Here is a 25,410-nt window from a genome sequence, read left to right as displayed (position 1 = left end):
CCTCCATTTGAGCACTGAGTCAGCCCCCCTTTTTCCAAGGAGCCTGCCATGAACCGTCAGCGCCTGCTGATTATTGCCCTACTGCTACTGGCCGTGATTGGCTTCTACGCTAGCGGCGCCCATTCGTTTTTCACGCTGGACACCCTGCAAACCTACCGCAGCGATTTTCAGGCAGCTTTTCAGCAATCGCCTTTGCAGGTGGCGGGTATGTTCTTTGCGGTGTATGTGGTCATGACGGCCCTGTCACTCCCCGGTGCTACCCTGCTCACCCTGCTGGGGGGCGCACTGTTTGGATTGGGCTGGGGGCTGCTCATCATCTCGTTTGCCAGCGCCATCGGCGCGACGCTCGCCTTTCTGCTTTCCCGTTTTCTGTTTCGGCAGCCCATCGAAAAACGCTTTCCCCGCCAGTTCGACACGGTGAACCGGGGCGTCGAGAAGGATGGCGCGTTTTATCTGTTCACCCTGCGTTTGGTGCCCATTTTTCCGTTTTTCATGATCAACCTCGTCATGGGGCTGACGCGGATTAAAACCACCACGTTTTACTGGGTGAGCCAGCTGGGCATGCTGCCCGGCACGGCGGTGTACGTGAATGCGGGCGGCCAGCTCGGCGAGCTGGAAAGCCTGAGCGGCATTATTTCGCCTGGGCTCATTGCCTCGTTTGCGCTGCTGGCGGTGTTCCCTTGGGTGGCCCGGCGCATTGCGGTGTTGGTGCAAAAGCGCAACGCCTATAAAGGCTTCACGCGCCCTAGCCGCTTCGATTACGACATCGTGGTGATTGGCGGCGGCTCGGCGGGGTTAGTCACTAGCTATATCGCCAGCGCCGTGAAGGCCAAGGTGGCCCTGGTCGAAAAATACAAGATGGGCGGCGACTGTCTCAATACGGGCTGCGTCCCCTCGAAAGCATTGATCCGGGCGGCTCGCGCGGCCAATGACATTCGCACGGCGCACCGCTTTGGCGTGAGCGCCAGCGAGCCCCGCGTGGATTTCTCCAAGGTGATGGGGCATGTACATCAGGCCATCCGCGATATCGAGCCCCACGATAGCGTCGAGCGCTACACCCAGCTTGGCGTGGAGGTGTATCAAGCGCACGCCACCCTGGTATCACCGTGGGAAATTCGCGTGGGTGAACAAACCCTCACCGCTCGCCATATCGTGCTGGCCACCGGGGCGCGCCCCCGCGTGCCGCCCCTACCCGGTATCGAGCACGCGCCGCTGCTCACTTCTGAAAACCTCTGGTCGCTCACCGAACTGCCCAAACGGTTGGTAGTGCTTGGCGGCGGGGCGATTGGCTGCGAACTCAGCCAAAGTTTTGCCCGTCTGGGCAGCCAGGTCACCTTGGTCGAGGGCGCGCCACAGTTACTGGGCCGAGAGGATAACGAGGTCAGCGAGCACGTGGAGCGCACCCTCACCCAAGAGGGCGTAACGGTGATGACCAGCGCGAAAGCGCTGGAGGTGAACCAAACGGACGGTGAGCATCAGTTGGTGATCGAGCACGAGGGTGAGCGCAATACTCTGGCGTTCGATTACCTTTTGGTGAGCGCAGGCCGTCAGGCCAACGTGGAGGGGTTAGGGCTGGAAGCGCTAGGAATTACCACCACGGATATCGGCACGCTGGCGCTCAACGAGCGGCTGCAGACGCGCCTGCCCAACATCTGGGCCTGTGGCGACTTGGCCGGCCCCTACCAGCTCACCCACGCCGCAGCCCACCAAGCGTGGCACGCCGCCGTGAACGCCCTGTTTGGCGAGCTGAAAAGCTTCGCAGTGGACTACCGCTTCATGCCCGCCGTGACCTACGTGCAACCGGAAGTGGCCAGGGTGGGGCTCAACGAAAAAGAGGCCACCGCCAAGGGGGTGGCCTTTGAAGTGACCCGCTACGCCATGAGTGACAGCGACCGCGCCATTGCCGAAGGGGCGCCCGAGGGCTTTATCAAAGTGCTCACCGTGCCCGGCAAAGACAAAATTTTGGGAGCAACGGTCGTGGCGGAAAACGCCGGTGAGTGGCTGGGCGAGTTCACCATCGCCATGAAGCACGGGCTGGGGCTGAATAAGCTGCTCGGCACCATTCACCCTTACCCCACCCTGGGCGAAGCGACCAAAGCCACCGCTGGGGTATGGAAAAACGCTCACAAGCCGGAGCGGGTACTGGATCTGTTGAAGCGCTATTTCGACTGGCGCCGGGGCTAAGAAGACCGAGTGCGATGAAAGCCTTTCGCCCATGCAGTCATTCGCGCTCGGCACCTGCCGGCGAATCACCATAGGCTTTGGCAAACGTTTCTACCACGTCATGGACGATTTGACGCTGAGGGGGCGGCAGCGTCTTGTACATGGCCAGCAAATGACGCTCTTCTCTCGTGAGCGGGGTTTGCCACGGCCCTGACGGCTCATTGACCGCATTCTCTTCGGTGCCGCCATAGCGCAGATAATGGGGCGTGACCGATAACCAACGCGCCAGTACCTGTAGCTTTTCCTGACTTGGAATCGAGTCTCCCCGCAACCAGCGCCTGACGGCCTGGAAGGTGATCGGTTTTCCCCAGTAGCGCAAATTGAATTCACGCTCCAGCACAGAGGGCCGCGTGTCGTACCCTGCCGTTTGCATGGAGGATTTCAGGCGCTCGGCAAACATGATTTTTTCATTCATGCCGCCAATGTGAATCGATTATTCAATAATGGTTGAATAATGATTTACCTTTTGGTTGAATCGTTAATTCAATTTCGATGTGACGTGACGCTCGGCCTTTGGCCAACATGGACGTGTTATCTCATGTATTGAGGAGTCATTCAGGATGAGCGAGCAACCTCTTTGTCATGAGCGCGACGAGCTTTACGACTCCCTGCTAACGATTAGCCAAGCACCGACGCCAACAGCGCTCTTCGAACGGATCGCTTACACGCTTCATAAAGCCACCCGTCAAACCCCCATCCTCGTTTACCATCGTACCAAGGCCCTGAAGCTACGTTTGGTCTATGGTTTTCCACCCACGTGTCCGCTAGAGGCCTATCCCCACCTAACGTCCATTTGCTCGCTCGATGCTCTGGCAGCCTCCAGGTTGCAGTATTATGAATTAAAAGGAGAAGCGGGAACATGGGGCTATGTCGCCCACCCCGCCTCGCGTCACGCGGCTTCTTCAAAATGGTGCAGTTTGATCGTCATGATGGCGGCGCAGCGGCTGCGCCTACTAAAAGTAGAGCAGCTGACTAAGCAACGGGCCAAGTTGACATGTTACCGCCAACAACTCGCCGCCGACATCAGACGCTTTGCTGGTATCGAACAAATCCTCCTGCACCATGGGGAGCGCCTACGTCAACTCTTCGATGCCCAGGGCATTGCCTTGATGAGGCACCGTCAGCTTCACTGCTTGGGCGACTGCCCTCCTGAACGGCATCTTCTCGATGCGCTCGACACACTACCCAATGAGGCCTTGAGTAGCGGCACACTCGAGCTCGGTGGCCTGTGTCAGGGTGGCTTGGTGGCCCGCTTGGACATCGCGTGCTCCGCTCCATGTTGGCTACTGCTGTTTCGTCACACATCCCCTCTCAAACAGCCCTGCTCTCTCTCCGGCCCGGTGACTGATTGGCTGCCGATAGAGGCCTCCATGGTGAGGGAGCTGGCCGACGACATCGCCGTGGCGATTACCGCCATGGAGGTTGCCTACCTCAATCAGCAGTTGACGAAGACCAATCAGCGGCTGCAAGCGCTCGCCCGCCTGGACCCCTTGACCCAGTGCTGGAACCGCCACTACACCAACATGGTCCTGAACCGCCTCATCAGCTCGGACGTTACCCTCTCTGTCGTCCTGTTCGATGTCGACGACTTCAAGAAAATCAATGACACCTATGGCCACTCGGTGGGGGACGACGTATTAGGGCGTCTCAGCCGCGTTGTGCAGGACACACTACGCGAAGGGGATCATCTTGGCCGCTGGGGAGGCGAAGAATTTTTGATCATCCTTCAAGAGACGGATATCACGACCAGCTTACCTCTTGCACAGCGGCTGTGTAGCATCGTCTCGACGACGTTTTTCAAACTACCGTTCCCCGTCACGATCAGCATAGGTCTTACAGCCAAACAGTCAGGCGATACCGTGCGTCAATTAGTGGAGCGCGCCGACCACGGCATGTACCTGGCCAAGAAAAGCGGCAAAAATCGGGTGGTCATAGGCGAATAACGCTCAGCAGCGGCGCCTCATCGCTCGTTCAAGGAGGCAACATGCAGAAATTACTGCTCATCGGTGCAGGCCACGCCCACGCCTTCGTGCTGGAGGCGTTTGCCTTACAGCCGGATAAAACGGTGTCGATCACCGTGGTGAGCGATAGCCGATTTGCCGCCTACTCGGGCAGCGTGCCTGCATGGTTAGCCGGGGAGTGCACGCTAAGGGAGACGCAGATGGATATTGCGGCACTCTGTAAGCGCGCAGGCGCTCACTTCGTCGCGTCTCCCGCCGTGGCGCTCAGTACGAGCGAGCGCCAGATAACACTGGCAGATGGGAGCGTAGTGGCGTTTGACGTGGCCTCCTTCAACGTCGGCTCGACGCTAACGTTACCGCAAGTCATTGCTCCTAAAGGTAATGAAAATCGCGAGGCGAGTGCCGAGAAAAGTATCGAGAAGAGTGTCGAGAAAAATGCGCTGCCGACGCTGCTGGCCATGCGTCCGCTCAGCTCCTTGCACCATCGCTGGCAAGCATTACGCGAAGAGGTGGCTAAGCTGCCAGCCGGAGCACGCCAAAACGTCGTGAGCGTTGGCGGTGGCGCAGCAGGTTGCGAGACGCTGATGAGTGTCCTCGCGCGGCTTCGACAACAGCGCCCGGACATTCACTGGCAAGGCACACTGATCAGCGCCGCTGAGACGCTGCTGCCGGGGGCGGGTTGGCTGCCCCGCTGGTTAACGGCGCGGGCGCTCAAAAGCGCGGGCGTGCGCGTCCTCACAGGCGTGCGGGGGCGCGCCTTGGTACCTGGCGGTGTGCAAACCGACACTGGTGAGCACATCGAGACGGATATCGTACTCTGGGCGACCGGCGCCGTGGGCCAAACGTGGCTGCAACGAACGGCGCTGCCGCTGGATGAGAAAGGCTTTATTTCTGTGGACGAGGCGCTTCAAGTGACTGGCCAGCGCGGCATTTTTGCCGCTGGCGACTGCGCTGCGCTGCGCTCTTCCCCGCTGCCTAAGGCAGGCGTTTATGCGGTGCGCATGGGGCCCGTCTTGGCAGAGAATCTGCGGGCTGCCTGCCACGGCAAACAGCTCACCCCGTGGCAACCTCCGCGTCGCGTGCTAGCACTGATTGGCACCGGCGACAGCCACGCGATTGCCAGCCGTGGGTCCATAGGCTTTTCGGGCCGCTGGGTATGGCAATGGAAACAGCGGATCGATGCGCGCTTTCTTGCCCGCTTCAACCCGCCTTTTACTGACTAAGCCGATAGCGGCTTAGTTAGCTTCTCGCCAACCGCCGAGGACACGGCTATCTGGTCCGAAGAACACCAACCGGTCATGGTCGATCAAATACCGATAGGCATTATCTAGCATATCAGTCACCCGCTTGGCGTCCTCCATGTTCGGACACGCCATTCGGGTAGAGGCCAGCTCGCTAAACGCGATGCGTTGGCTTTCACCTAAACTCACCTTACCGGTGAACTGGTTGCAGCCATCAGAGCCGTTAACCTTCCCGTCGCGTCCAATGCGAAAGAACGGTGTCTCGGGCATGGAGAGCCGCTCATCGGTCCCTACCAGCAGTAAGTTCCAGCGCTGCTCCACTACCGGCCCAGAGAGCGTGCCGCCCTGCGGTACATCCGTTCGCTCTTGCTGCGGTGTGCTGCCACAAGCGCTCAGCAGCAGCGCAAGCCCCATTCCCATGATGATATGGCGGGTTTGTCCTTTCACCTTGTTCGTACTCCTTATGCGTTTTACCAGAGACTTACCAGCTACCCGTGTTTTCCATGGAGGCCCAAGGCTCCTGGGGAGACAATGCATCGCCTTTTTGTAACAGCTCGACAGAGATGCCGTCGGGCGACTTCACGAACGCCATGTGGCCGTCGCGGGGCGGACGGTTGATGGTCACGCCGTTATCCTGAAGTTTCTGGCAAAGGCCATAAATATCGTCGACTCGGTAGGCCAAATGGCCGAAATTACGGCCACCCGTGTACTCTTCCGGGTCCCAGTTGTAGGTCAACTCGAGCTCGGGGGCAGTAAGGCGCTCGGAGCGGGCTTCGTCGTCGGGTGCGGCGAGAAACACCAGTGTAAAGCGACCTTTTTCGTTCTCTTTACGGCGCACTTCTTTGAGGCCCAGCAACTCACAATAAAAGTGAAGCGAGGCGTCCAAGTCACTGACACGTACCATGGTATGTAAAAACTGCATGTCATTTCCTCTTCATCGAAAAAGGGTAATTATATCCTGTAAAACCGTAGCGCACGTTGTCGCGCGGGTCATGTGGCACCCTCAAAACATAGACAAGAGTGCCACATTAAAATAGAAGATGGATGTGCTGTACAATAATGTCATGGTGGTGCATCTCGTGCTTCATGCCAAGTAACTATGACGATTCGCTATCGGCTCGTCGAGGAGAGGTCTGTGGATTCGATTACGCAAGCAGCGCTTGGGGCAGCCGTCGGAGGGGTGGTATTGGGTAAGCGCCTGGGCAGAAAGGCCATCGTCATAGGTGCGCTACTGGGTACTCTACCCGATTTGGACGTGGCGCTGGATTATGGCGACGCCATTGCCAACGTCACCGAGCACCGTGGCTTCAGCCATTCCCTGTTCGTATTGACGGGCCTTGCCACGCTGCTAGCCGTGCTCTGCGCTAGCTTCGCGCCACCGCAGGACATCTCGTTTGGCCGCTGGTGGAGTTTTTTTACGCTGATATTGGTGACGCACCCGCTGCTCGATTCGCTCACCACCTATGGCACACAACTGCTATGGCCGCTGGACGCGCCACCGGTCGCGTGGCCTATCGTCTTCATCATCGACCCTTTTTACACGCTGCCGCTGCTGATAGCGCTCACCATTGCCAGCGTCTCCGGCAAGGTACACAGCGCTTGCCGAGCGGGGCTAGCCATCTCCTGCGTTTATCTCATAGCAGCGGCTGGCGCCAAGTGGAGCGTGGAGCAACGTCTTGCACCGACACTGGCCGACGCAGATTTACAGACGGCTCCCGTACTGATTCAACCGACGCCGTTCAACATCGCGCTATGGCGGGCGACGGTCATCGACGATGATCGTTATTACGAGAGTTTGATCAGCGTGTTCGATCGTGAACGGGCCCCAGCCTTGGAGCCGTTGCGTCGTAACGTCGAGCTGGAGCCAAGTGCTCTGGAGGGGCCGCTAGGCCAGCGGCTTACATGGTTCACTGGGCCGTTCTTACGTTTCGAGACACGTCACATCGATGGGCAAGAGACGCTTATCGCCACTGACATTCGGCTAGGCTTTCCCGGTTTTCACCCTTTCAACTTTACCCTAGCAACCCGAGAAGGCGATCGCTGGGTACCCGTTGCGATCAGTGAAGAAGTACGCAGCCCCAGAGGACTGCACTTGGCGACACTGGCACGTCTTGCCGCCCGGGCAGGCGGCGATGTATCGGCCCTGTGCGCCAGCGACTACGTAGAGCCACAGTGGCGCGCAGAGCCGTTCCTCTATCGCTGCTAGTGGCCGTACAAGGCCATGACAGGCTACGGCGCAATGCCTTGTGCACATCCTTTATATTGTTCGCCATCCATTGTGAACGTCACGCGAGCAGGATAGGGTTCGCCACTCATGTCGTCGAAACAGGCACCTGATTCAATACGTACGCGGAAAAACTGCTCGGCGTTGGCATTCTCGATCACCACCCGGCCCGCGTCGTTATCCATCACGCTGACCATATAGGGCATGGTCGCCGTGTCGCTGCCGTAATTAGTGGTCCAGGTCATGATGGGCGCATCGTTCGCCAGTTCGATCGTCCAGCCGGGCTCGTTACCGCGGGCTAACAACATCACACCCGGGTGGCTGCCACGCGTGGCAATTTCCCGCTGAACCCCTTGATGGCATTGTAGCTGCCCTCGCGGCGTTTCGATTTGCGCCCGATCGCCGCGATTCCAGAAGCTGATATCGCCATCCTGATAACGGGCACCGCTGGCCACTACGGCTTGAGGCAATCGCCACGCACCGTGTAACGACCACAGCCGTAACTCGTTCCCATTGACGGCCGTGACCAAGTCTTGATTGGCTGGTTGGCAGTTCCAGGCCTGAAAACGCTCGGCGCTGCCGGGAAACAGCACCGAAGGCAGCAGCGGCGCGCTGCTCTGCACGGTGGTTTTCACTGGCTGCTCATCGACTGGCGCACTGGTGGCGCAGCCGCCCAGCAGTATCGCGGTCGCTACCGCGGTGGCGAGTCGTAGTGATGCCGTATTAGCCTTCATCGAACGTGCTCCCTATCGAATCCCTCATTTCATGGCTTATTACACCACTTACTTCTTAAAAGCGCTCAGGTCGTGCGGGTCGAACGTAGCTACCTCTTTGGGTAGCCCTAGTTCGTCACGCTTTACTTTGACCTGCATTTTTTCTGCGAGCCGTTCGGCATCGTCATCGGTGGTGCGGCCGTTCAGTTCTGCCAGTTGAGCCATGCCTTGGTGGTAGAAGGTCAGAATATCCAGCGCTAAACGATTATCCTGTTCCACCGCACGGCGCAGCGGCTGCAGATAGCTACTAATGCGCGACAAGTGGTGCTTGAGCTGCCAAACGTAGCGCATTTCGGCCATCCACGGGCGCTCTCTGAGCGCAGCGAACATGGCGCTGGTGGCGAGCAGGCCCAGCAGAACGCCCAGCGCGTTCAGCCAGATGCTGCTTCCAAAGGTAGCGGTGAGCAGCATGGAAAACAGCAGGCCAAAAATGATCAGTTGCCCGGCCATTGCCACGCTGATGATACGGGCTTTGCGACGGTACGTAGCAGGGTCGTGCTGTTCAAGGGTAAAGGCCATGGCCAACCTCGTGATCGAAAGGAGTCCTTATGATACGGGGCTGGCCGGGTCAGTCAACGCGCTAGGTCAGTCGTTCCGCGGCGGTTTTCAGCAAGCGCTCGGTGGTCTCCCAGCTGACGCAGGCATCAGTGACCGAGACGCCGTAGCGTAGCGCACTGGGCGTCAACGCTTGTTTGCCTTCGTACAAATGACTCTCTAGCATCAATGCCACCAAATTTGCGTCGCCCGCTTGACGCTGAGCCAATACGTCCAGCATGACTTCACTTTGGCGGCGGTGATCCTTACGGGCGTTGGCGTGGCTACAGTCCACCATCAAGCGCGGATTCTGGCCCGCCTCGCATAGCGTATTCACGGCGCGGCGCACATGGTGCGCTTGGTAATTAGGTTCACCGTGACCACCGCGTAATACCACATGGGTGTGTGGGTTGCCTGCGGTCTCCTGCATGATCGGGCGGCCCTGACTATCCATGGCAAAACGCTGATGGGAGTGGGCCGCCGCCTGCATGGCATCGATGGCCACCTGCACGTCACCGCTGGTGGCATTCTTGAAGCCTACGGCAGCGCTGAGATCGCTAGCCAATTCACGGTGTAGCTGGGACTCCGTGGTGCGCGCCCCAATCGCCACCCAGCTCAGCAGGTCATCCAGGTAGGGGGCCAGCATCGGCTGCAATAGCTCGGTGGCTACCGGCAGGCCGCGGGAGGCGACGGCGTGCATCAATTCACGAGACAGTGTTATACCGCGCGGCATATCACCGCTGCCATCCAGGTCGGGATCGTAGGCCAGCCCTTTCCAACCGACCGTAGTGCGCGGCTTCTCAACGTACACCCGCATCACCGGCAGAATCCGTTCGCTCACCTCGTCGCTGAGTGCGGCCAAACGATCCGCGTACTCCAGGGCAGCGTCCGGGTCGTGGATGGAGCAGGGTCCTACCACGACGAGCAGGCGATCATCATGCCCGTTGAGAATACGCTGCACCGCTTGGCGCTGCTGATCGATCTGGGAACGGAGCGTGCTGTTCACACTCACACGCTGACGCAGCTCAGCGGGTAGCGGCAGAGCCGTTGCAGACATGAGCGAGGAAGCCGGGGCAGTCGTGGGGCAGGCAGTATGGATAGGGGCATTCATCAGTTAACTCTCCGAATTCGTAGGGCATAGCGCGTGACATCGCATCACCAACTTGCCACCCAAATGGGCACGGTCGGAGGTGGCAGCTAGCACCGACCGCGCGACGCTAAATCGCCAGCCATAGCCATAGCCGATATAACGGATGGCGTTCAGACTAGCGATAAAGTGTGCGCGGTAAGACATGGTGCAGCTCCTGAATGAATGACGTATGAATTGTGGTTGCGTAAAACGAAAGAAGCCTCGGTGGAGTTACCCACCGAGGCTTCTTTGCATGCGGCAGGCAACCGGAGCGGTGTGCCTGCTGGCGCGACGCTAAGCGTCAGCCAGGGGCACACCGTGGCTAAACCAATACGCTGCATAGTAACCGAATTGAGTGACACCGACGCTCGCCCAAGCGCACGCCACCGTTTCCGGTTTGGCGGTGACGCTTGATGACAGCGTGCCGTGTAGCATGGGGCTTCCTCAATCGATTAATGACGAACTGTCTTTATCCTGCCTGCGCAGGCGCCAAATGGCAACCGAGAATTTGCGTGCGGGTTGCCCATGAGCAAGTGATTAGCTACCGAACGCTTGGATCCAACCAATCGTAGCGGGCAGTGCACTCATACCGACCAAGACCACGATGCCCAGTATGATCGGCAGAATGCCAGAATCGTCTTTGAAATTGTCGTCGTGATGGGCCATGACAGCCTCCTCAATAGCGGATCGAGTTGACGGCTTAAGCCGTACACTAAAAGTGATCAATCATTTTAGTGAGGCCGAGGAGCGTAGGCAAACACATCCGAAAACATTTGCGCACTGCTCACCCCAAAACGTTCCAGCACGTCCACGCAAGCGTACACCATGCCGGGCGAGCCCGAGAGGTAGACATCGCAGTCGCTTGGCTGGATGGGGGCCTTGGCAAGCTCACTCTCCAACACCAAGTCGACGCGACCTTGGTGATGGACGATGCGTTCTCCAGAAGCGAGCGGCTCGGTGAGCGGAAACTCGGTAACGGCATGGAACGCTATGTGGTCATGCTGCTGTGCCCATGCGCAGGCGAGGTCTTCGGCATACAGGTCACGGTGCTCACGGTTTGCCCACCATAGCGAAATGGGTCGTGTGGGCTGGTCACGCAGGGCAGCCTCGACGATGGCCTTCATCTGGGCGAACCCCGTCCCTGCGGCAATCAGCAGTAGCGGACGCTCACTCTGGGTATCCAACACGCACTCTCCGCTCGGCAAACGAACGGTGAGCTGATTCGCCACCTGTAGCAGCTGGCGTAGACGTTGGGAGTTATCTCGCTCGGGCCAGTGCTGAATCTGTAACTCCAGCGTGCCGTCGCCTCTGTCGCAGCTCGCAATCGAGAAGGGCACCCACGTGGCCTCGTCCAGCATTAGCTCGAGGTACTGACCGGGCGCATGCTGCATTGCCTCAGCGCGACCGGCAAGCGTCACTTGGAACACGTCGGGATTGAGGTCCTCGACGGCGGTGACTTGGCAGGTTAGCGTTTTGCACGTTAACGTAGCGCTCATGAAAGCCTCTTTGTGGAAAGTCGTTCGGCCCCACACATCCGCTTAACCATGACGCGGTGTGGGTAGCGGAATATCAATGCCCAGTTCGCCCCAGCGCTCGTCGACACGGGTTTTCACCGCTTCGTCCATGACGATGGGCGTCCCCCACTCGCGGTCGGTTTCGCCGGGCCATTTATTGGTCGCGTCCAGTCCCATTTTGGAGCCAAGCCCAGACACTGGCGACGCAAAGTCGAGGTAGTCGATGGGGGTATTTTCGACCATGACGGTGTCTCGAGCAGGGTCCATACGCGTGGTGATCGCCCACATCACGTCTTCCCAATTGCGTGCATCCACATCGTCATCCAGCACGATGACGAACTTGGTGTACATGAACTGGCGCAAGAAGCTCCATACGCCCATCATCACGCGCTTGGCGTGACCGGGGTACTGCTTCTTCATGGTGACGACCGCCATGCGGTAAGAGCACCCTTCCGGAGGCAAGTAGAAGTCGACGATCTCAGGAAACTGCTTGCATAGGATGGGCACGAACACTTCGTTGAGCGCCACACCTAAAATGGCGGGCTCATCGGGGGGGCGGCCAGTGTACGTGGAGTGATAGATGGCGTCGCGACGCATGGTCATGCGTGTCACAGTGAAAACGGGAAAGTGATCCACCTCGTTGTAGTACCCAGTGTGGTCACCAAACGGCCCTTCTGGCGCCATGTCATCCGGATAGATGAACCCTTCCAGGATAATTTCGCTGGAGGCGGGCACGTCGAGGTCCGCATGGCCACATTTCACTAACTCGGTGCGCGAGCCGCGCAGCAGGCCTGCAAAGGCATATTCGGAGAGCGTGTCCGGCACGGGCGTCACCGCACCGAGAATGGTCGCCGGGTCGGCGCCTAACGCCACCGCGACGGGGAACGGTTCGCCGGGATGGGCTTTTTGGAACTCGAGAAAATCCAGCGCGCCGCCGCGATGGGAGAGCCAGCGCATGATCAGGCGATTCTTGCCGATCTTTTGCTGGCGATAGATGCCCAGGTTTTGGCGCTTTTTATGGGGGCCTTTGGTGATCACCAGCGGCCACGTGACCAGCGGTGCCGCATCGCCCGGCCAGCAGTGCTGAATCGGCAAGCGCCCCAAGTCCACGTCATCGCCTTCGTAAACGACTTCCTGAACCGGCGCACGCTTGACGCTCTTGGGCCCCATGCTGAGCACTTGCTTGAAGATCGGCAATTTGTCCCAAGCGTCTTTTAACCCTTTGGGCGGGTCTGGCTCCTTCAAAAATGCCAAGAGCTTGCCCACTTCGCGCAGCGCCTCGACCGAATCCTGCCCCATGCCCAGCGCGACCCGTTTTGGGGTGCCGAACAGGTTTCCCAACAGCGGCATGTCGTGACCCTTCACATTTTCGAACAATAGTGCAGGACCACCGGCACGCAGCGTGCGGTCGCAGATTTCGGTGATTTCCAAGTAGGGATCTACTTCGGCCGTGATGCGCTTAAGTTCACCCTGCGCCTCCAGCGTTGCGATAAAGTCACGCAGATCGTTGTACTTCAATGCCCTCTCCTCAACCCGGCTGTCTGGCGGAACCGCCACCCTGGAGCGCCTTAACGGCGCTTCATGGCTTCGAAGAATTCGAGATTGGTCTTGGTGTCTTTCAGACGATCGATCAAGAACTCGGTGGCCGCGGTATCTTCCATCGGGTTGAGCAGTTTTCGTAGGATCCACATACGCTGCATTTCATCTTCAGAGGCCAATAGATCCTCACGGCGAGTGCCGCTGCGGCGAATGTTGATCGCCGGGAAGACACGCTTCTCCGCCAGTTTGCGGTCAAGGTGCGCTTCCATGTTACCGGTGCCCTTGAACTCTTCGAAGATGACTTCGTCCATTTTCGAGCCGGTATCGACCAGCGCAGTGGCGATGATCGTCAGGCTGCCGCCCTCTTCGATATTACGCGCCGCCCCAAAGAAGCGTTTCGGCTTCTCGAGTGCATGGGCATCCACACCACCGGTGAGCACCTTGCCAGAGCTGGGTACGACGGTGTTGTAAGCACGCGCCAAGCGAGTGATGGAGTCGAGCAGGATCACCACGTCTTTCTTGTGCTCAACCAAGCGCTTGGCTTTTTCGATGACCATTTCGGCTACCTGTACGTGGCGGGCAGGCGGCTCATCGAAGGTGGAGGCGACCACTTCACCGCGCACGGTGCGGGACATCTCGGTGACTTCCTCCGGGCGCTCGTCGATCAGTAGCACGATCAGATGACACTCGGGGTTATTGCGCGTGATCGAGGTCGCGATGTTCTGCAGCATCAGCGTCTTACCCGCTTTCGGGGGAGACACCAGCAGGCCGCGCTGACCTTTACCGATGGGCGCGGTCAGATCGATGATCCGGGCGGTCAGATCTTCGGTCGACCCGTTGCCGATCTCCATACGCAGACGGTCGTTCGGAAACAGCGGCGTCAAGTTCTCGAAGAGAATCTTGTGCTTGGCATTTTCCGGACGATCAAAGTTGATCTGGCTGACTTTGAGCAGCGCAAAATAGCGCTCGCCCTCTTTGGGCGGACGAATTTTGCCGGAAATGGAGTCGCCCTTACGCAGATTGAAACGACGAATCTGTGAAGGCGATACGTAGATATCGTCCGGTCCGGCGAGGTACGAACTGTCGGCGCTACGCAGGAAGCCGAAGCCATCCTGAAGAATTTCCAGCACACCGTCGCCATAGATATCCTCGCCGCTTTTGGCATGCTTCTTGAGGATGGCGAAAATGATGTCCTGTTTGCGCGAACGGGCCAGGTTGTCGATGCCCATTTCACGGGCGATATCGAGCAGCTCGGGAACGGTTTTTTGCTTGAGTTCAGTGAGATTCATCGGTGTGTTAGAAAATTGCTCATGAAAGCTAGGCGCTAAGCGCCAGGAATAAGACAGGAGGCTTGGCCGATATCATAGGGTCAATATCATAGGGCTAAGCGCCGAGTGATGCGTTCAGACCCCATTTAGGCACACGCTCGCGTGGTAAAAGCCGGGCAGTCGCCATAACGATACCTAATACGTAAAAGCGGCATCACTGACTGCTTAGCATGAGGGTGCAAATAAACTAGCTAATCTGATTGGCACGGAGAATGCGTTTCAGCGGGTTGTCTGACGACTTGGACATCTGGCTGATGCCATCTGGGTACGTACTGCTCGGGGTGCCCGAGTCAGTGCGCTTGTTTAGACGAACAAGCCAACTCGGATCAAGCCAGTAGCTCGATGGTAGTCAAGCCCCGCGACAAACGCAAGCCTTTGGCAATTGACAATAGTCAGAGGTCGCAGCAACCTTGGCATAGCCAATTTGAAGGATAGCTCATGCCCAAGGACATTTCGCTCCCCATCGCCGCCGCCCCTGCCGAGTTCGAGAGCGGCGAGCCGCAGCGCCTAGCCGCCATTGACCTGGGCTCCAATAGCTTTCACCTGCTGGTGGCTAATTACCAAAATGAACGATTGCAAGTCGTGGCACGCCTGGGCGAGAAGGTCCAACTGGCGGCAGGACTCGACGAAAACGGTTATCTCAGCGAAGCCGCCATGCAGCGCGCGCTCGACTGTCTGGGCCGATTTGCGCCGTTTTTGACCGATATTGAGGGGTCTCACCTGCGCATCGTGGGGACCAACGCTCTGCGAGACGCCCATAATAGCCAAACGTTCATCGAACGAGCGGAGGCGCAGCTCGGCCACGCCATCGAAATCATCGCCGGGCGTGAAGAAGCCCGTCTGATCTATCTGGGCGCCGCCCACGCGCTGGCCGAAAGCGGCCGACGCTTGATTGTCGATATTGGCGGTGGCTCTACCGAATTCATTATTGGCGAAGCCTTCGAGCCCAAAGCGCTGGAGAGTCTGCGCATGGGGTGCGTTACCTTTACCAGCCGTTTTTTCGCCGATGGCGATCTGACGGAAAAACGTATGCGTCGCGCCGAGCTGGCGGCCCTCTCGGAGCTGGCCAATATACAGCGTCCCTACCAGCGCCTGGGGTGGGACGACCCCGTTGGCTCCAGCGGCACGATCAAGGCCGCCGCTAGCGTCCTGTTCGCCTATGGCGACACGCCACAAGAAGGCGTAATCACACGCAGCGGGCTCAAGAAGCTGCGCGAGCGGCTGCTCAAATGCAAACAGCTCGACAAAGTGGAGTTGGAGGGATTGAAGCCTGATCGTGCGCGCGTTTTCCCTGCAGGCATTGCCATCTTGAGCGCTATCTTCGAGGCGTTCGACCTCGAACAGATGCGCTTTGCAGATGGCGCGCTGCGTGAAGGAGTCCTGTACGACATGGCGGGACGCAATAGCGCCGAAGACACCCGCTCCAACACGTTGGAGATGCTCAAACGGGTCTACGACGTCGATACGCGCCAGGCGGACAACGTCGCCGACACGGCCAATCGTCTGTTCGAAGCGATTAAAAAGCCGTGGGGGTTGACCGCCGAGCAGGGCCACTATCTGACGTGGGCTAGCCATGTGCATGAAATCGGTCTGGCCATCTCCCATAGCCAGTTTCATCGCCACGGCGCTTATCTATTGGAGCACTCCGACCTAGCCGGATTTTCACGCCCCGAGCAGCGGTTGCTGGCGTTTTTGGTGCGTGCCCATCGGCGTAAATTCCCCATTAAAGAGTGGCAAGCGCTGCCGGCGTCCCAGCAGGCCAGCGCAGTCAAACTGGCGCGCCTGCTGCGTCTCGCGGTCTTGATCAACCACTCGCGCCCGGAAGGCGCGCCGATCCCGCCCGAGATCACGGTGGATCATCAAGGTGAAACGATGACCATCACGCTGCCCCCCAGCGATGAACCAACGCTGCTCAGCACTGATTTAGAGCAGGAGCAGGCGTTCATGACCAACGCAGGTTTGACGCTTCATTTGAACATACCGACCTAAGGCTCGTGCTCGAACGTGACCCCCTCCGCCTGCCAAAGTACCTTGGCAGGCGGTTGGAGCACACCTAGACAGCGCTCTCCTGCCATGACGATCACCAAACGCCTGCGCTCCCAGGGTGGTAGCGCCCGCTCTTGCAGCCAGCGTTTGAGATCACGCCGACCGCGCCCAGGCAGGTCGAGCATCTCGCCGCCCTGTCGCCAGCGCAGCACAACGGGGGCGGTGCGGTCGCCATCGACGCTTAAGCGCAGCTGCAGCGGCCCCAGTGGCGTTGAAACCCCCGGCGCGCCGTTCCACGGCGTTTGCCAATTTGGCAGCGCAACCAATGGCGCCATCAGATACAGCCTGCGCCGCCATACCCGCGCCTGGGCACCGGACCACTCGACGAGCACCTGGGCATCCTGGGCAGCGCTGAGCTGGCCGAGCAGGCTGGTCAAGCGTGCCTGGGGAGGCGTCGGCAGCCCGCATTGCTGGCAGAGTGTGCGCACCAGCAGGCGCTGGCGGGGTAGTGGCAGCGCCATCAGTGCCGACGCGTCGAGACAGCCCGGCGCTAACGTGAGTCCGGCCAGCTCATCGGCAGCGTAGCTGGCGAGCAGCGTATCGGCCTCACCAGCCAAGCCTGCACTTTGGGCCAAGGAGCGCACCGCCCCTGGCCAGCGCTGGGTCAGCGTTGGCAGGATCTCATGGCGCAAGCGGTTGCGATCGAATGCTATATCGCGATTGCTGGGGTCTTCACACCAATCAAGCGACAGCGCGTGGGCCGTATCGGCCAGGGTTTGACGCGTGACGCCAAGCCACGGGCGCAGCAGCGTGATGCCCTGCCACTCCCGTCGAAATGGCATGCCTGCCAGCCCACGAATGCCGCTACCCCGCAACGCTGCCAGTAGCAGCGTTTCTGCCTGATCGTCCTGGTGCTGCGCAAGCCATAGGGTGTCACCCGCAGGCACATGCAGCGCAAAGGCCGCGTAGCGGGCACGCCGGGCAGCGGCTTCCATCCCGTCCCCCTCCTCATCGACGGTCACACGCTCGATGGTGAGTGGGACGCCCAGGCGCTGGCACAGCCGCTGACAGTGGCTTTCGAAGTCATTGGAGGCGGCTTGAAGACCGTGATTGACGTGCAGCGCGCGCAGTCTATTGCCGCTGCCGCCACACACCTCGGCAGCCAGCGCCAGCAGCAACGAGGAGTCCAAGCCGCCGGAGAGGGCAACCCAAACGCAACGCCCTGGCGGGGTCTCCGCCAGGGCGTCTTCGAGCAGGCCTAACAGCCGTTTAGGCGGCTGGGGCGCCATAGCTCATCAGCCGCGCATAGCGGCGCTCTAGCAGGGCGTCGCTATCCAGCGCCTGCAGGCGTTCGAGGCTGGCCGACAGCGCTTCTTTAACCCGCGCTGCGGTATCGATCGGGTGACGATGAGCGCCGCCCAGCGGCTCTTTGATCAACGAGTCCACGAAGCCCAGCTCCTTCAAACGCTCGGCCGTAATGCCCATGGCCTGAGCCGCGTCGGAGGCTTTCTCGGCGCTCTTCCACAAAATGGAGGCGCAGCCTTCCGGAGAAATCACCGAGTAGGTCGAGTACTGCAGCATGTGCAACTCGTCGCACACACCGATCGCCAGCGCTCCACCGGAGCCACCCTCGCCTACCACGGTGGAGACGATCGGCGTCTTCAAACGTGACATGACCGCCAAGTTATAAGCAATCGCTTCCGACTGGCCGCGCTCTTCGGCGTCGATACCCGGGTAGGCCCCTGGGGTGTCGATGAACGTCAGGATCGGCATCTTGAAACGCTCGGCCATCTCCATCAGACGGCAGGCCTTGCGATAGCCTTCCGGACGCGGCATGCCGAAATTACGGCGCACTTTCTCTTTCACGTCGCGACCTTTCTGATGCCCAATCACCATGACCGGGGCGTCGTTCAAACGGGCGACTCCGCCGACCAAAGCGGCATCGTCGGCAAAGTTACGGTCGCCGTGCAGCTCGTCGAAATCGGTGAAGATGTGCGCTAGGTAGTCCAGCGTGTAAGGACGCTGGGGGTGCCGCGAGAGCTGCGACACCTGCCACGGTGTCAGATCTTTGAAGATGGATTCCGTTAACTTGCGACTCTTCTCCTCCAGCCGTGAAATCTCATCGGAGAGATTCACTTGGCTGTCAGAACTCACCAAACGCAGCTCCTCAATTTTTGCCTGGAGTTCGGCAACGGGCTGTTCAAAATCGAGATAGTTAGGATTCATCGGCTCTGCCTGTAAGCTGCCTATAAAAAAATAAGCCTTGTCGAAACGAGCATATTGGGCGCCATTATCGCACCCTGACCCTGCCACGCAAGGCAATGCCCGCTCAATTCCGTACGAGCGCCCTGGGGCGCTCGTACGCTAGGTGATTAACGGTAGCGTAACTGGACGCCTACCTGCCCTTGCACATCACGCAGCGCAAGCAGCAGATCATCGCTCGGCGCAACCTTCCACTCCTCGGCCAGCTCCAGCCAAGCGGTCGCGTCTGGATGGCGGTACTGCAACCGCACGGGGAGTCCGGTGTCATCCCGAAAAGGGGTCAAGCTATCTCGCAGGCTCTCGACCAATCGGCCATTGATCTGTCCGGCATCCAGCGCCAGCTCGACGGCTTGGCCGTAGCGCACGCGGGCCGTGACCATCGGCGTCACGTCTTTGCCGCGCAGCCGTAGGCCACCGGAAAAGTCGTCGCTAGAGACTTCGCCCTCCACGATGATCACTTGATCCGACTCGATTTGGCCGCGTAGCTGCTCGAAAAGTTCGCCAAACAGCGACGCTTCGATACGTCCGGTGCGGTCGTCCAGGGTGATGAATGCCATGGTATCGCCACGTTTGGACTTCATGGTGCGCATGGCGACCACCAAACCCGCTACCCGCTGCGGTTCCCGAGAGGGTTTCAAATCGCTGATACGCGTCGACACGAAGCGCTTGAGTTCGCGTTCGTACTCGTCGATGGGGTGCCCGGTCAGATAGAGCCCCAGGGTGTCTTTTTCACCAGAGAGCCGCTCACGGTCCGTCCATTCGCGCACATGACGATACTCGGCGTAAACATCGCTGGCCTCTTCTTCGGCGACGAAGGCATCGCCAAACATGTCCATCATACCCAGGTTCTGGTTGGCGTGATTTTGCGCTGCCGCCTTCAGCGCGTCTTCCATCGCCGCGAACAGCACCGCCCGGTTAGGCCCCAGGTTATCCAACGCGCCAGAGCGTATCAGCGCTTCCAGGGTACGCTTGTTCATCCGTTTCGGATCGATGCGGCGGCAGAAGTCGAACAGATCCTTGAACGGTCCGTCCGCGTTTCGCGCTTCCACAATCGCGCCAATCGGGCCTTCCCCGACGCCACGTATCGCGCCCAAGCCGTACACCACCCGCCCGTCGGTATCCACGGTGAACTTGTAGCCACCGACGTTGACATCCGGTGGCGTCACCGTCAGCTTCAAGTGACGACACTCTTCGATCAGCGGCACCACTTTGTCCAGGTTGTCCATCTCGGTGGACATCACCGCCGCCATGAAGGGCCCTGGGTAGTGAGCTTTGAGCCATGCGGTTTGATAAGACACCAGCGCGTAGGCCGCCGAGTGCGACTTGTTGAAACCGTAACCGGCAAACTTCTCCACCAAGTCGAAGATATTGCCCGCCAAGTCTTTGTCGATGCCGTTGGCGGCACACCCTTCCATGAAACCTGCCCGCTGCTTGGCCATCTCTTCGGGCTTTTTCTTACCCATGGCACGGCGCAGCATGTCGGCCTGCCCAAGGGTGTACCCTGCCATGACCTGGGCGATCTGCATGACCTGCTCTTGGTAGAGAATGATGCCGTAGGTAGGCGTCAACACCGGTTTCAACAGGTCGTGCTGATAATCCGGGTGTGGATAAGAGACTTCCGCCCGGCCATGTTTCCGGTTGATGAAGTCATCCACCATGCCCGACTGCAATGGACCGGGGCGGAACAGGGCCACCAGGGCGATCATATCGTCCAGGGAGTCGGGCAGCAGGCGCTTGATTAGCTCCTTCATACCGCGGGATTCCAACTGGAAGACCGCCGTGGTTTCTGCCCGCTTGAGCATCTCGAAGGTTTTGCCGTCGTCCAGGGGAATGGCGTCGATATTGAGCGGTCCCTGGCCGTTAGCGTCACGCACCTTGTCCACCATCTCAAGCGCCCAATCGATGATGGTGAGGGTACGCAAGCCCAGGAAGTCGAATTTGACCAGGCCGGCGTCTTCGATATCGTTCTTATCGAACTGCACCACCAAGCCCGCGCCGTCTTCATCGCATAGCAGGGGCGAAAAGTCGGTGAGTTTGGTGGGAGCGATCACCACCCCCCCTGCGTGTTTACCGGTACCCCGCGTGGTGCCCTCGAGTTTCAGGGCCATTTCCCAGATCTCTTCGGCCTCTTCGTCATTCTCGATGAACTCTTTGAGCGCGGGCTCCTGCTCGATGGCCTTGGCCAGCGTCATGCCCACTTCGAACGGGATCAGCTTGGAGAGCTTGTCACCCAGCGAGTAGGGCTTGCCCTGGGCACGGGCCACGTCGCGCACCACGGCTTTGGCCGCCATGGTGCCGAAGGTGACGATCTGGGACACCGCGTTACGACCGTAGCGGTCGGCCACGTACTCGATGACCCGGTCGCGCTTCTCCATGCAGAAGTCGACGTCGAAGTCGGGCATGGACACACGCTCAGGGTTAAGAAAGCGCTCGAACAGCAGATCGTAGCCGATGGGGTCGAGGTCGGTGATCTTCTGCGCGTAGGCCACTAGTGAACCCGCACCGGAGCCACGCCCTGGCCCCACCGGTACGTTGTTGTCCTTGGCCCACTGGATAAAGTCCATCACGATCAGGAAGTAGCCGGGGAAGCCCATCTGAATGATGACGTTGAGCTCGAACTCCAGCCGGTCGCGATAGCGCTGGTCGATCTCGCGAAACGCGTCGCTGTCTCTGGGGTACTGCTCGGCGGGAAACAGAAAATCGAGCCGCTCCGTTAGGCCATCGTGGGAGACCTTGCGAAAGAACTCATCCTGGGTCATGCCTTCGGGAATGCCGAACTCGGGCAGGAAGATCTCTCCCAGACGCACATCGACGCTGCAGCGCTCGGCGATCATCACGCTGTTTTCCAGCGCCTCGGGGATATCGGCAAACAGCGCCGCCATCTCGTCGGGGCTTTTGAGGTACTGCTCTTCGGTATAGCGGCGTTCGCGGCGCGGGTCGTCCAGGGCTTTACCCTCACCAATGGCGACGCGGGTTTCGTGGGCCCAGAAATCCTCACGCTCCAGAAAGCGCACGTCGTTGGTGGCGACGACCGGCGTACCGGTCTCGATCGCCAACTGAACGCTAGCGTGTACGCAGGCCTCTTCCAGAGGGCGGCCGGTGCGGATGAGCTCCAGGTAGAAGCGGTCGGGAAACGCCTGCTGCCACTCTTCCAGCAGCTGGCGCGCTTCCCGCTCGTGCTCGGAGAGCAGATGGCGGCCAATCTCGCCTTCACGCCCGCCCGACAGGGCAATCAGACCTTCGCTCTGCGCCAATACCCACTGTTTATCGAGGATCGCCCGTCCCTGGCGCTGACCGTCGGTCCAGCCTTTGGAGATCAGTTCGGTCAGGTTACGGTAGCCCACGTCGTTCATCGCCAACAGCGTGATGCGATAGGGGTGCGCCTCATCATGGGGATTCGAGAGCCAGAGATCGCTACCGATGATCGGCTTCAGCCCGGCGCCCTGGGCGGCTTTGTAGAATTTGACCAAACCAAACAGGTTGGCTTCATCGGTGAGCGCCAGCGCCGGCATCCCGCGCTCAGCGGTCGTGCTGACCAGTGACTTGAGTTTGACCAAGCCATCGACCAGAGAGTATTCACTGTGCAAACGAAGATGAACGAACGGAACCGTCATGGGACTCTCAGCATTGAACGCTAAATGAAATGAAGTGTGCGACTACAGCAGCGCTAACTGGCGCTGTACGGGCGCGAAGCTCTTCCGGTGCTCGGCCAGTGCACCGTGGGCTTCCAGCGCCGCCAAGTGTTCCTTGGTGGGGTACCCTTTGTGGCGGGCAAACCCGTATTCAGGATAGCGCAGATCCAGCTCGGCCATTTGCGCATCCCGCGCCACCTTGGCCAGAATCGAGGCGGCGGCAATCGCGGGATGACGAGCGTCACCCTTCACCACGGCCTGCCCCGGCAGCGCATGCCCCGGCAGTCGATTGCCATCCACCAGCAGGTACTCGGCCTGGGGAAGCAGGGCATCCACCGCGCGGCGCATGGCCAGATGCGTTGCGTGGTAAATATTGAGCGTGTCGATCTCCTCTGCGCTCGCCTCTGCCACGGCAAACGCGAGGGCATGCGCACGGATGTGTCGATCCAGCGTCTCGCGCCTGCGGGCGGAGAGCTTCTTGGAGTCGGTGAGCCCGTCGATCGGCGCCTTCGGATCCAGAATCACGGCAGCGGCGACGACGCTCCCCACCAGCGGCCCACGGCCGACCTCATCGACCCCCGCCAGGAAATCCCCCGCATACTCCACCACCAGCGGTGGAAAGTCGGCTGGTTTAGTCGGCATCCGATTTAGCCTCCAGCGGCTCGCCTGCAACCAAAGCGGTAATCGCCTGCGCGGCGCGCTCGCTGGCCGTGCGTTGCAACGTGGCATGCATCGAGGCAAAGCGCGCCTCTAGTGCGTGACGCGTCTCGGCATCGCTCAGTCGCTGGTCTAACTGCTCGGCAATCGCCTCCGGCGTCGCCGCGTGCTGAATCAGCTCTGGTACCACGCTCTCCTGAGCGATCAAATTCGGCAGCGAGATCCACTGGGTTTTCACCAGTCGTTTGGCGAGCCAATGGGTCGCGGGTGCCATTTTATACGCCACCAGCATGGCGCGATGGCACAGCATGGCCTCTAGCGCCGCCGTACCGGAGGTCAGCAGTACCGCATCGCTGGCGACCATCGCCTCGCGGGCTTGGCCCTCCAGCAGTGTGATCCGCTGGGCCAACGCGGGGTAGCCTGCCAACAGCGCGCCAAGCTCGGTATAGCGCTGAGCGGTGGCCGCAGGGATCACCACCTGCAACTCCGTGTGGCGCTGGCACAGCAGCGTCACCGCCTCCAAGAAGGTGGCACCCATGAAACGAACTTCGTTTCGCCGAGAGCCGGGCAGCAGCGCTAATACCGATGCGCCCGGGTCCAAGCCCAGCGCACGGCGGGCCGCCTCGCGATCATTTTCCAGCGGCAGTTCGTCGGCCAACGGATGACCAACGAAGGCCACGGGAACGTGGTGGCGATGGTAGAAATCCGCCTCGAAGGGCAGCAGCGTGAGCATGGCATCCACCGCGTTGGCGATTTTCTTCACACGCCCCTGACGCCACGCCCATACCGAGGGGCTCACGTAATGGGCCGTCGTGATACCCGCGGCACGAAGTTGCTTCTCCAGGCCGATATTGAAGTCGGGGGCGTCGATGCCGATCATGATGTCCGGCTGCCAAGCCAGCGCCTCTTCACGCAGGGTACGGCGCACACGGATGAGTTCGGGCAGGTGCTTGAGTACCTCGACCAAGCCCATCACCGAAAGGGTTTCGAGAGGAAAGCGGCTCTTCAAGCCTTGGGCCTCCATACGAGGGCCGCCCATGCCGCGAAACTCCACCTGGGGATGGCGGGCGCGCAGCGCCTGCATCAGTCCCGCGCCGAGGATATCGCCGGAGAGTTCGCCTGCCACAAGGTATACGCGCTGCAGTGTCATAGTGACGGGAGAGCCGGTTAGATGCGTTAGCGAACGATACCGCGGGTCGAGCGCTCAATGGAGTCTGCAAACTGCGTGACTTCCGGCAGATCGAAGCGGCTGCGCATTTCGCTGACTGCTTGTTCGACGGTCAAGCCTTGACGATACACCAGCTTGTAAGCGGAGGTCAGCGCAGCGATCGCTTCACGGCTAAACCCGCGGCGCTTCAAGCCGACCAAGTTCAAGCCACGCGCCTCTGCGGGATTACCATTGATCATGACGTAGGCAGGCGTGTCTTTGGTAATGATCGAGCCGCCACCCGCCATGGCGTGCTCCCCAAAGTGGCAGAACTGATGCACGGCGGACAAGCCGCCCAAAATGGCGTGATCACCCAGCGTCACGTGACCCGCCAAGGTCACTTGGTTGGCCAAGATGCAGTCGTTACCAATGACACAGTCATGGCCGACATGTACGTATGCCATAAACAGATTGCGCGAGCCGATAGTGGTTTCGCTGCGGTCTTGCACGGTGCCGCGATGCAGCGTGACCCCCTCTCGGATCACGTTATCGTCACCCATCACGAGACGCGTTGGTTCACCCGCGTACTTCTTGTCCTGGCAATCTTCGCCTACCGAGGCGAACTGAAAGATACGCGTACGCTCCCCTAGCACCGTGGGGCCTTTCACCACCACATGGGGGCCGATGACCGAGCCTGCGCCAATCGTAACGTCTGGCCCAATCACGCTAAACGGGCCAACCTCGACGTCATCGGCAAGCCGTGCCGCTGGGTCGACCAAAGCAGTAGGATGTATCAAGCCACCTTCCTCTCGGCACAAATGATTTCCGCTTCGCAGGCCAGCTCGCCGTCGACCGTGGCACGGCAGGCAAACTTCCAAATGCCCCGTTTGCCGCGAATGACGTTGGCTTCGAGCGTTAGCTGGTCACCTGGCATGACAGGACGCTTGAAGCGTACGTTGTCGCTGCCTACGAGGTAATAGACATAGCCGTCGGCCGGCAGCTTGTTGACCGTTTTGAACCCAAGGATACCGCATACCTGTGCTAGCGCTTCAACGACCAGTACGCCGGGCATGATGGGATGGTGAGGAAAATGGCCGTTGAAGAACGGCTCATTGATGCTCACGTTTTTGTACGCAACGATGGTTTCGCCCACGGTTAACTGCGTGACTCGATCCACCAGCAAGAACGGGTAGCGGTGGGGCAAGTATTCGCGAATTTCGTTGATATCCATAACCATCGTAACGACCTCTAAAATGACGA

Annotated in this window: 24 protein-coding genes; 5 read left to right on the top strand and 19 right to left on the bottom strand. The window is 59.7% G+C overall.

Going from position 1 to position 25,410, the window contains the following annotated elements; all coding sequences use genetic code 11:
• Positions 1–48 precede the first annotated feature (48 nt).
• The gene (locus FHJ80_RS16095) at positions 49–2,184 is read left to right on the top strand and encodes an FAD-dependent oxidoreductase (protein ID WP_139528343.1); all 2,136 of its coding nucleotides are present in this window, start codon (positions 49–51) and stop codon (positions 2,182–2,184) included.
• 37 nt (positions 2,185–2,221) lie between these two features.
• Here FHJ80_RS16095 and FHJ80_RS16090 read toward each other — a convergent pair whose 3' ends face one another.
• A complete protein-coding gene (locus FHJ80_RS16090; RefSeq protein WP_239285333.1) occupies positions 2,222–2,623 on the bottom strand; it encodes a helix-turn-helix transcriptional regulator in 402 nt (133 codons plus the stop codon).
• 160 nt (positions 2,624–2,783) lie between these two features.
• On the opposite strand from FHJ80_RS16090, the gene FHJ80_RS16085 reads away from it, so the two are divergent.
• Both FHJ80_RS16085 and FHJ80_RS16080 read left to right on the top strand, forming a co-directional pair.
• Complete coding sequence (locus FHJ80_RS16085) at positions 2,784–4,166, top strand: diguanylate cyclase (protein WP_139528341.1); 1,383 nt, start codon at positions 2,784–2,786, stop codon at positions 4,164–4,166.
• Between the two features lie 41 nt (positions 4,167–4,207).
• Positions 4,208–5,407, top strand: a complete 1,200-nt coding sequence (locus tag FHJ80_RS16080; protein ID WP_139528340.1) for an FAD-dependent oxidoreductase — start codon at positions 4,208–4,210, stop codon at positions 5,405–5,407.
• A 12-nt stretch (positions 5,408–5,419) separates the two neighbouring features.
• Here the strand turns inward: FHJ80_RS16080 and FHJ80_RS16075 are convergent, their stop codons facing one another.
• Together FHJ80_RS16075 and gloA are read right to left on the bottom strand one after the other, a co-directional pair.
• A complete protein-coding gene (locus tag FHJ80_RS16075; RefSeq protein WP_255303983.1) occupies positions 5,420–5,839 on the bottom strand; it encodes an META domain-containing protein in 420 nt (139 codons plus the stop codon).
• A gap of 67 nt (positions 5,840–5,906) precedes the next feature.
• Positions 5,907–6,347 (bottom strand): lactoylglutathione lyase, encoded by a 441-nt coding sequence (gene gloA, locus FHJ80_RS16070; RefSeq protein ID WP_139528339.1) that lies wholly within the window; start codon positions 6,345–6,347, stop codon positions 5,907–5,909.
• A 213-nt stretch (positions 6,348–6,560) separates the two neighbouring features.
• Between gloA and FHJ80_RS16065 the strand changes: the two genes are divergently transcribed.
• Positions 6,561–7,631 (top strand): metal-dependent hydrolase, encoded by a 1,071-nt coding sequence (locus FHJ80_RS16065; protein ID WP_139528338.1) that lies wholly within the window; start codon positions 6,561–6,563, stop codon positions 7,629–7,631.
• 23 nt (positions 7,632–7,654) lie between these two features.
• Here the strand turns inward: FHJ80_RS16065 and FHJ80_RS16060 are convergent, their stop codons facing one another.
• The 9 genes from FHJ80_RS16060 to rho all read right to left on the bottom strand — a co-directional run bounded on the left by FHJ80_RS16060 (position 7,655) and on the right by rho (position 14,427).
• Positions 7,655–8,383 (bottom strand): MliC family protein, encoded by a 729-nt coding sequence (locus FHJ80_RS16060; RefSeq protein WP_139528337.1) that lies wholly within the window; start codon positions 8,381–8,383, stop codon positions 7,655–7,657.
• A 48-nt stretch (positions 8,384–8,431) separates the two neighbouring features.
• Positions 8,432–8,941 (bottom strand): DUF3087 family protein, encoded by a 510-nt coding sequence (locus tag FHJ80_RS16055; RefSeq protein ID WP_139528336.1) that lies wholly within the window; start codon positions 8,939–8,941, stop codon positions 8,432–8,434.
• Positions 8,942–9,002: 61 nt separating this feature from the next.
• On the bottom strand, positions 9,003–10,067 hold the full coding sequence (locus FHJ80_RS16050) for a 3-deoxy-7-phosphoheptulonate synthase (protein ID WP_139528335.1): 1,065 nt from the start codon (positions 10,065–10,067) through the stop codon (positions 9,003–9,005).
• A 3-nt stretch (positions 10,068–10,070) separates the two neighbouring features.
• Complete coding sequence (locus FHJ80_RS16045) at positions 10,071–10,250, bottom strand: hypothetical protein (RefSeq protein ID WP_139528334.1); 180 nt, start codon at positions 10,248–10,250, stop codon at positions 10,071–10,073.
• A gap of 129 nt (positions 10,251–10,379) precedes the next feature.
• The gene (locus FHJ80_RS17340; RefSeq protein WP_176558259.1) at positions 10,380–10,520 is read right to left on the bottom strand and encodes a hypothetical protein; all 141 of its coding nucleotides are present in this window, start codon (positions 10,518–10,520) and stop codon (positions 10,380–10,382) included.
• A 102-nt stretch (positions 10,521–10,622) separates the two neighbouring features.
• The gene (locus FHJ80_RS17495; protein ID WP_255303977.1) at positions 10,623–10,751 is read right to left on the bottom strand and encodes a hypothetical protein; all 129 of its coding nucleotides are present in this window, start codon (positions 10,749–10,751) and stop codon (positions 10,623–10,625) included.
• Between the two features lie 65 nt (positions 10,752–10,816).
• On the bottom strand, positions 10,817–11,581 hold the full coding sequence (locus tag FHJ80_RS16040) for an NAD(P)H-flavin reductase (RefSeq protein ID WP_139528333.1): 765 nt from the start codon (positions 11,579–11,581) through the stop codon (positions 10,817–10,819).
• Between the two features lie 42 nt (positions 11,582–11,623).
• The gene (gene ubiD / locus FHJ80_RS16035; protein ID WP_139528332.1) at positions 11,624–13,117 is read right to left on the bottom strand and encodes a 4-hydroxy-3-polyprenylbenzoate decarboxylase; all 1,494 of its coding nucleotides are present in this window, start codon (positions 13,115–13,117) and stop codon (positions 11,624–11,626) included.
• 50 nt (positions 13,118–13,167) lie between these two features.
• The gene (rho, locus tag FHJ80_RS16030) at positions 13,168–14,427 is read right to left on the bottom strand and encodes a transcription termination factor Rho (protein WP_139528331.1); all 1,260 of its coding nucleotides are present in this window, start codon (positions 14,425–14,427) and stop codon (positions 13,168–13,170) included.
• A gap of 477 nt (positions 14,428–14,904) precedes the next feature.
• Here rho and ppx point away from each other — a divergent pair, with 477 nt between their 5' ends.
• Positions 14,905–16,455 carry an exopolyphosphatase gene (gene ppx / locus FHJ80_RS16025; RefSeq protein WP_139528330.1) on the top strand — a complete coding sequence of 517 codons (1,551 nt, stop codon included), beginning with the start codon at positions 14,905–14,907 and terminating at the stop codon, positions 16,453–16,455.
• On the opposite strand, the gene tilS is transcribed toward ppx, so the two are convergent.
• From tilS to fabZ, 7 genes are all read right to left on the bottom strand, one after another.
• Positions 16,452–17,741, bottom strand: a complete 1,290-nt coding sequence (gene tilS, locus FHJ80_RS16020) for a tRNA lysidine(34) synthetase TilS (protein ID WP_139528329.1) — start codon at positions 17,739–17,741, stop codon at positions 16,452–16,454. The two genes, ppx and tilS, sit on opposite strands and share 4 nt — an antisense overlap.
• Positions 17,722–18,678: an acetyl-CoA carboxylase carboxyl transferase subunit alpha gene (gene accA / locus FHJ80_RS16015; protein ID WP_139528328.1), complete on the bottom strand. Its 957-nt coding sequence runs from the start codon at positions 18,676–18,678 to the stop codon at positions 17,722–17,724. Before accA ends, tilS begins: the two co-directional genes overlap by 20 nt.
• A 146-nt stretch (positions 18,679–18,824) precedes the next feature.
• The gene (gene dnaE, locus FHJ80_RS16010) at positions 18,825–22,328 is read right to left on the bottom strand and encodes a DNA polymerase III subunit alpha (protein WP_139528327.1); all 3,504 of its coding nucleotides are present in this window, start codon (positions 22,326–22,328) and stop codon (positions 18,825–18,827) included.
• Between the two features lie 42 nt (positions 22,329–22,370).
• Positions 22,371–22,988, bottom strand: coding sequence for a ribonuclease HII (gene rnhB / locus FHJ80_RS16005; RefSeq protein ID WP_139528326.1), 618 nt, complete (start codon positions 22,986–22,988; stop codon positions 22,371–22,373).
• Complete coding sequence (lpxB, locus tag FHJ80_RS16000) at positions 22,978–24,153, bottom strand: lipid-A-disaccharide synthase (RefSeq protein ID WP_139528325.1); 1,176 nt, start codon at positions 24,151–24,153, stop codon at positions 22,978–22,980. The genes rnhB and lpxB overlap by 11 nt, the downstream gene beginning before the upstream one ends.
• Positions 24,154–24,179: 26 nt before the next feature.
• Complete coding sequence (gene lpxA, locus FHJ80_RS15995) at positions 24,180–24,947, bottom strand: acyl-ACP--UDP-N-acetylglucosamine O-acyltransferase (RefSeq protein WP_139528324.1); 768 nt, start codon at positions 24,945–24,947, stop codon at positions 24,180–24,182.
• Complete coding sequence (gene fabZ, locus FHJ80_RS15990) at positions 24,944–25,387, bottom strand: 3-hydroxyacyl-ACP dehydratase FabZ (RefSeq protein ID WP_044629712.1); 444 nt, start codon at positions 25,385–25,387, stop codon at positions 24,944–24,946. The genes lpxA and fabZ overlap by 4 nt, the downstream gene beginning before the upstream one ends.
• Positions 25,388–25,410: the final 23 nt, after the last annotated feature.

It is taken from the genome of Halomonas sp. BL6 (genome assembly GCF_006228115.1).
Lineage (GTDB): Bacteria > Pseudomonadota > Gammaproteobacteria > Pseudomonadales > Halomonadaceae > Vreelandella > Vreelandella piezotolerans.
Note: the sequence above shows the minus strand (reverse complement) of the source record. Positions and strands in the feature narration are given on the sequence as shown.

What these genes read in the sequence shown, in the direction of transcription:
- FHJ80_RS16095 (WP_139528343.1), top strand. Translation starts at nt 49, where the DNA reads ATGAACCGTCAGCGCCTGCTGATTATTGCCCTACTGCTACTGGCCGTG.
- FHJ80_RS16090 (WP_239285333.1), bottom strand. Translation starts at nt 2,623, where the DNA reads ATGTTTGCCGAGCGCCTGAAATCCTCCATGCAAACGGCAGGGTACGAC.
- FHJ80_RS16085 (WP_139528341.1), top strand. Translation starts at nt 2,784, where the DNA reads ATGAGCGAGCAACCTCTTTGTCATGAGCGCGACGAGCTTTACGACTCC.
- FHJ80_RS16080 (WP_139528340.1), top strand. Translation starts at nt 4,208, where the DNA reads ATGCAGAAATTACTGCTCATCGGTGCAGGCCACGCCCACGCCTTCGTG.
- FHJ80_RS16075 (WP_255303983.1), bottom strand. Translation starts at nt 5,839, where the DNA reads ATGGGGCTTGCGCTGCTGCTGAGCGCTTGTGGCAGCACACCGCAGCAA.
- gloA (WP_139528339.1), bottom strand. Translation starts at nt 6,347, where the DNA reads ATGCAGTTTTTACATACCATGGTACGTGTCAGTGACTTGGACGCCTCG.
- FHJ80_RS16060 (WP_139528337.1), bottom strand. Translation starts at nt 8,383, where the DNA reads ATGAAGGCTAATACGGCATCACTACGACTCGCCACCGCGGTAGCGACC.
- FHJ80_RS16055 (WP_139528336.1), bottom strand. Translation starts at nt 8,941, where the DNA reads ATGGCCTTTACCCTTGAACAGCACGACCCTGCTACGTACCGTCGCAAA.
- FHJ80_RS16050 (WP_139528335.1), bottom strand. Translation starts at nt 10,067, where the DNA reads ATGAATGCCCCTATCCATACTGCCTGCCCCACGACTGCCCCGGCTTCC.
- FHJ80_RS16045 (WP_139528334.1), bottom strand. Translation starts at nt 10,250, where the DNA reads ATGTCTTACCGCGCACACTTTATCGCTAGTCTGAACGCCATCCGTTAT.
- FHJ80_RS17340 (WP_176558259.1), bottom strand. Translation starts at nt 10,520, where the DNA reads ATGCTACACGGCACGCTGTCATCAAGCGTCACCGCCAAACCGGAAACG.
- FHJ80_RS17495 (WP_255303977.1), bottom strand. Translation starts at nt 10,751, where the DNA reads ATGGCCCATCACGACGACAATTTCAAAGACGATTCTGGCATTCTGCCG.
- FHJ80_RS16040 (WP_139528333.1), bottom strand. Translation starts at nt 11,581, where the DNA reads ATGAGCGCTACGTTAACGTGCAAAACGCTAACCTGCCAAGTCACCGCC.
- rho (WP_139528331.1), bottom strand. Translation starts at nt 14,427, where the DNA reads ATGAATCTCACTGAACTCAAGCAAAAAACCGTTCCCGAGCTGCTCGAT.
- ppx (WP_139528330.1), top strand. Translation starts at nt 14,905, where the DNA reads ATGCCCAAGGACATTTCGCTCCCCATCGCCGCCGCCCCTGCCGAGTTC.
- tilS (WP_139528329.1), bottom strand. Translation starts at nt 17,741, where the DNA reads ATGGCGCCCCAGCCGCCTAAACGGCTGTTAGGCCTGCTCGAAGACGCC.
- accA (WP_139528328.1), bottom strand. Translation starts at nt 18,678, where the DNA reads ATGAATCCTAACTATCTCGATTTTGAACAGCCCGTTGCCGAACTCCAG.
- dnaE (WP_139528327.1), bottom strand. Translation starts at nt 22,328, where the DNA reads ATGACGGTTCCGTTCGTTCATCTTCGTTTGCACAGTGAATACTCTCTG.
- rnhB (WP_139528326.1), bottom strand. Translation starts at nt 22,988, where the DNA reads ATGCCGACTAAACCAGCCGACTTTCCACCGCTGGTGGTGGAGTATGCG.
- lpxB (WP_139528325.1), bottom strand. Translation starts at nt 24,153, where the DNA reads ATGACACTGCAGCGCGTATACCTTGTGGCAGGCGAACTCTCCGGCGAT.
- fabZ (WP_044629712.1), bottom strand. Translation starts at nt 25,387, where the DNA reads ATGGTTATGGATATCAACGAAATTCGCGAATACTTGCCCCACCGCTAC.